Source organism: Rhodopirellula maiorica SM1 (assembly GCF_000346295.1).
Taxonomy (GTDB): Bacteria; Planctomycetota; Planctomycetia; order Pirellulales; family Pirellulaceae; genus Novipirellula; species Novipirellula maiorica.
In genome coordinates, this window is the sequence record NZ_ANOG01000316.1 from 1 (window position 1) to 3654 (window position 3654).

3 protein-coding genes are annotated in these 3654 nt (G+C 56.1%); 1 reads left to right on the forward strand and 2 read right to left on the reverse strand.

The features are described from left to right. Positions 1-336: 336 nt before the first annotated feature. Complete coding sequence (locus RMSM_RS10250; RefSeq protein WP_040765266.1) at positions 337-789, reverse strand: hypothetical protein; 453 nt, start codon at positions 787-789, stop codon at positions 337-339. 798 nt (positions 790-1587) lie between these two features. Between RMSM_RS10250 and RMSM_RS36680 the strand changes: the two genes are divergently transcribed. Beyond that, positions 1588-2028 (forward strand): type II secretion system protein, encoded by a 441-nt coding sequence (locus RMSM_RS36680; protein ID WP_008695120.1) that lies wholly within the window; start codon positions 1588-1590, stop codon positions 2026-2028. 529 nt (positions 2029-2557) lie between these two features. Here the strand turns inward: RMSM_RS36680 and RMSM_RS10270 are convergent. After that, positions 2558-3460, reverse strand: a complete 903-nt coding sequence (locus tag RMSM_RS10270) for a deoxyribonuclease IV (protein WP_008695121.1) — start codon at positions 3458-3460, stop codon at positions 2558-2560. Between the last annotated feature and the right edge of the window lie 194 nt (positions 3461-3654).

The window sequence follows — 3654 nt, forward strand, 5'->3', positions numbered from 1 at the left end:
TTCTCACGGTGAAGCGAATCAACGTAACGAAGTATGTCTTGGGGATTCATAGTCGTGGCTTCGATAAGGGCTCTNTAAAAACTGCCCGAACCTTTGGGGGCCCGGGCACAGCGAATGCTCGATTGTTTAATCTAGGTTATCGATACTGCTGAGGAGTGTCAACCAAGACTGAGCGTCACAAAACAGATCACGGCAACGTCAAATTAACGCATGGTTCACCTTAGCGGCTTGCCGCAAAGGAACGGGAATTGCCGACTTAAACGGCTCTTCATTGCCCCCCAGGTGCCATAGCGTCCGAGTCGCTGAAACGGAACCCAATGGTTACCGCTTAAACGTTTACGTCGACGCGATACTGGAAAACACCAACACAATAAAAATAAACAATCCGAACCAAGTGTAATTTTTCAGCTCAAACGGATTGGGTCGGATTGGCAACGAAGCAGCGTGTGTTTCACAGCACTCGGTTTCACTGACTTCGTTTAGAGCAGCCCGATTTTGGGCAGCCGCGTTTTGGGCAGTCAAACTTTGGCCCGCCCCGCTTTGGGCCGCCCCGCTTTGGGCAGCCCCGCTTTGATCGATGCTGCCTACCGCGACGGTCGAGGACGCCGTGTTTGCGCCGGCACTCCACTGGCCTCGCACCAGGGGGCTACTCGCCGGTGGCCGGGGTTGCTGAGGGTCGTTTTGCTGGGGCCTCGCGGCGACGCCCTCGTTTGCAACTTGCGACTCGACGGCGTGTTCAGCACCACACTCTTGATCGACTTGCAACACGCGTAAATGCGACGATGCCATGCCAGTCGCCCCTCGCTCGCGCCGCACAGCGCGCCCACCGCTGCGGTAGGACGGAGCATCTACAAGTGTATCGGGGGCAAGACGAATGGACGGGCGATGAGGGAAGACGCTCAAGTGCAGGCTCCGGTACTAAATGGAACGATCGTTTGCAGCTTTTTTCTGTGCGGCTTGTTGATTTAATCCAAATTCAAATCGCAACGGTGAGCCGTGGGCAGCATGGCACCTTCTTAGTGCGTGCGTTATACCCAGTCGCTGACGCGTCGCGGCTTAATAAATCAACAAGCCGTTTGCGGGTTCAGCCCTTCGGATTCCAAAAATCGAAATGCAAAAGCACTGAGTTCCGCTCACGACGTCTTCATCGCAAACGGCACGCCATTTATGCATGGGATCCAACCGGGACGCCCAACAAATCAACTGCCAGCCGGGACGCGGTCGCAAATCACCGCTTACAGACGCTGCTATGCAAAGCCATCGACCGTGCGATTGCACACGTAACAATGACCGCATGTTGCCACAGCGCAGCACAGGATGATGGGCGGAATATTCATCGGTGGCAAAAAAACAACACCTACGGTTTCGCTGCACTTTGACGGTTATGCGGATTATGGCTACCGATCCTGTCGTTCGGGTCAGCAACCAGGGTGGTTGGCTCATCCCAAGACACACGGACATTCGATCTTGAAAACGATCGTGCCAATTTCAATGGGCCGCATCACAACAGATGGGCTCGGCTCAGCGATTGGACTCAATGAAGCGACGGCCAGCGAATAGCGTCACCACCTCCAAGGACGATACACCATGCGAACGCTCGACCGCCTTGCCACAGCACGCCGCGGATTCACGCTTGCGGAAATGACGGTGATCGCACTGCTGATCGGAGTTGTCGTCACGCTGGCCGCTCCGCGACTGTTGCCCGACGGCGACCCTGTGAACGATGTCCCTAGCCGCCGACAATTGGCGATTCTGCGAAACGCCATCGAAATGTATCGGGCCCACGCTGGGTTTTACCCTCCGGCGAACAAGCTGCCCGAAGTGATGGAAACGTTGCTTCACGAGCCGCTGGCACCGCCCGTGTACGCCCCACTGAATGGTCGCAGCACGGTCTACTACGACCTAGACCACAACGTGGCCAAAGAAGTCGTCACGCAGCCCAACGCCGAAGCAGGATGGGCATACAAACCCGCCAACGGAACAATCAAGTTCAACGTTTCGCCTCGCGATGTCTCGGCCAATTGGTAGCCCGGCGAAGACGGAAGGGCCGAGGAACGAGCCTTTAGCGATTTTCTCAGGGAAGGCAACGTGACAGCGGAATCGCAGAGAGTGAGGAGTGAGGAGACTGGAGACTGAAGACTGGAGACTAAGCCGTAGCGAAACTCGCCAAGAGTTTCGTCACGATAGTGTGCCCCCAAAAGTCGCTGCGTCCTTCGCTACACCTCGCGCGACTTCGCTTCCGTCTGGCTCGCCCAGGCGGAGCGAGCAACTGGCAGCTACCAACGAATCCGAACCGTCAGACAATCTCCGTCACGGGCTTGCCCCGGCGGAATCCGCGCCGCGATCACTTCCGACCGCCTTCCTGTCCATTTTTCAATTGACAATTGTCAATTGAACTTTTTCAATCCTTCTCCTGCGTTGCCTATCACCGGACGCCCCCAATAACCGAAAGTCTCTGCGACTTTCGCTACGAAATTTACCCGCCCGGCGAAGACGGAAGGGCCATCGAACGAGCCTTTAGCGATTTTCTCGCGGAGGGCGGACAAAAGCAGAGTGATCAGACAATCTCGGCGACTAATCGGCGAAGCGTGGCAAGATTAATGCGGTCCCAATCTTCGCCCGTTTCTTCGTCGGTCCCCTTTTCGGTTTCCAGGTAGCCGGGAATCACGCTCAGCTTGTCATCCGTCAACACATGGCGGAATCCATCCAACCCAATTTCGCCACGGCCGATATGCTCGTGACGATCCACTCGGCTACCCAGCGGTTTCTTGCTGTCGTTTAGATGCAGTGCCGCGATCGCTCCGGCAGGCAACAAATCATCGAGTTCCTGACGAAAATCGGCAAACCCTTGCTTCGTGTTGATCTCGTATCCCGCGGCAAAGGCGTGGCAGGTGTCGAGACATACGCCAACACGTTCGCAATCGCCGCCGCCTTCGATCATCGCAGCAAGCTGATGAATTTGATGGCCAAGGCACGAACCTTGGCCGGCAGTGTTCTCTAGCAACAGTCGACACGAACCAGGCGTAACACGACCGAGCACCTCGACGACCGCATCAATGATTCGTTTGATGCCGTCCGCTTCGCTACTGGTCGTGAACGCGCCAGGATGAACGACCAACCCTTCGATCTCCAGCTCGTTGGCGCGCTCGAGTTCCATCACCAACGAATCCACCGACTTTTGAAACAAGTCGTCCTTCGGCGACGCCAAGTTAATCAGGTACGACGCATGCGCAATCGGATTGCGAATCCCCGAATTGGCCAACGCCGTCTTCCAAGCATCGATGTCAGCGGCCACGAGCGGCTTGGCGGCCCATTGATTGTTGTTTTTCGTGAACACTTGGATCACGTCACACCCCACATCGACGGCGCGGGCAACCCCTTTTGCCAATCCGCCCGCGACCGATACGTGAGAACCAAACAGGTGGGGCGAACCATTTTTTGAGGAAGCGTTTTTCGCCATTAGATGCAATTGGAGTCGAAGGAGCAGAAGAAGAACCGGAAATTATTACTAACGCCACAAAGGCAAACGCGGCTAATGCAAGCATTTGCGAAACGTGGCCCCTTTTGTACGTCACCGCTGCAGATGCGTCGAGTGCGACGGGAAAATTGACGCTTTCTGCCCCCCCGCGGGCCGTGACCCACGAAACTGCCGAG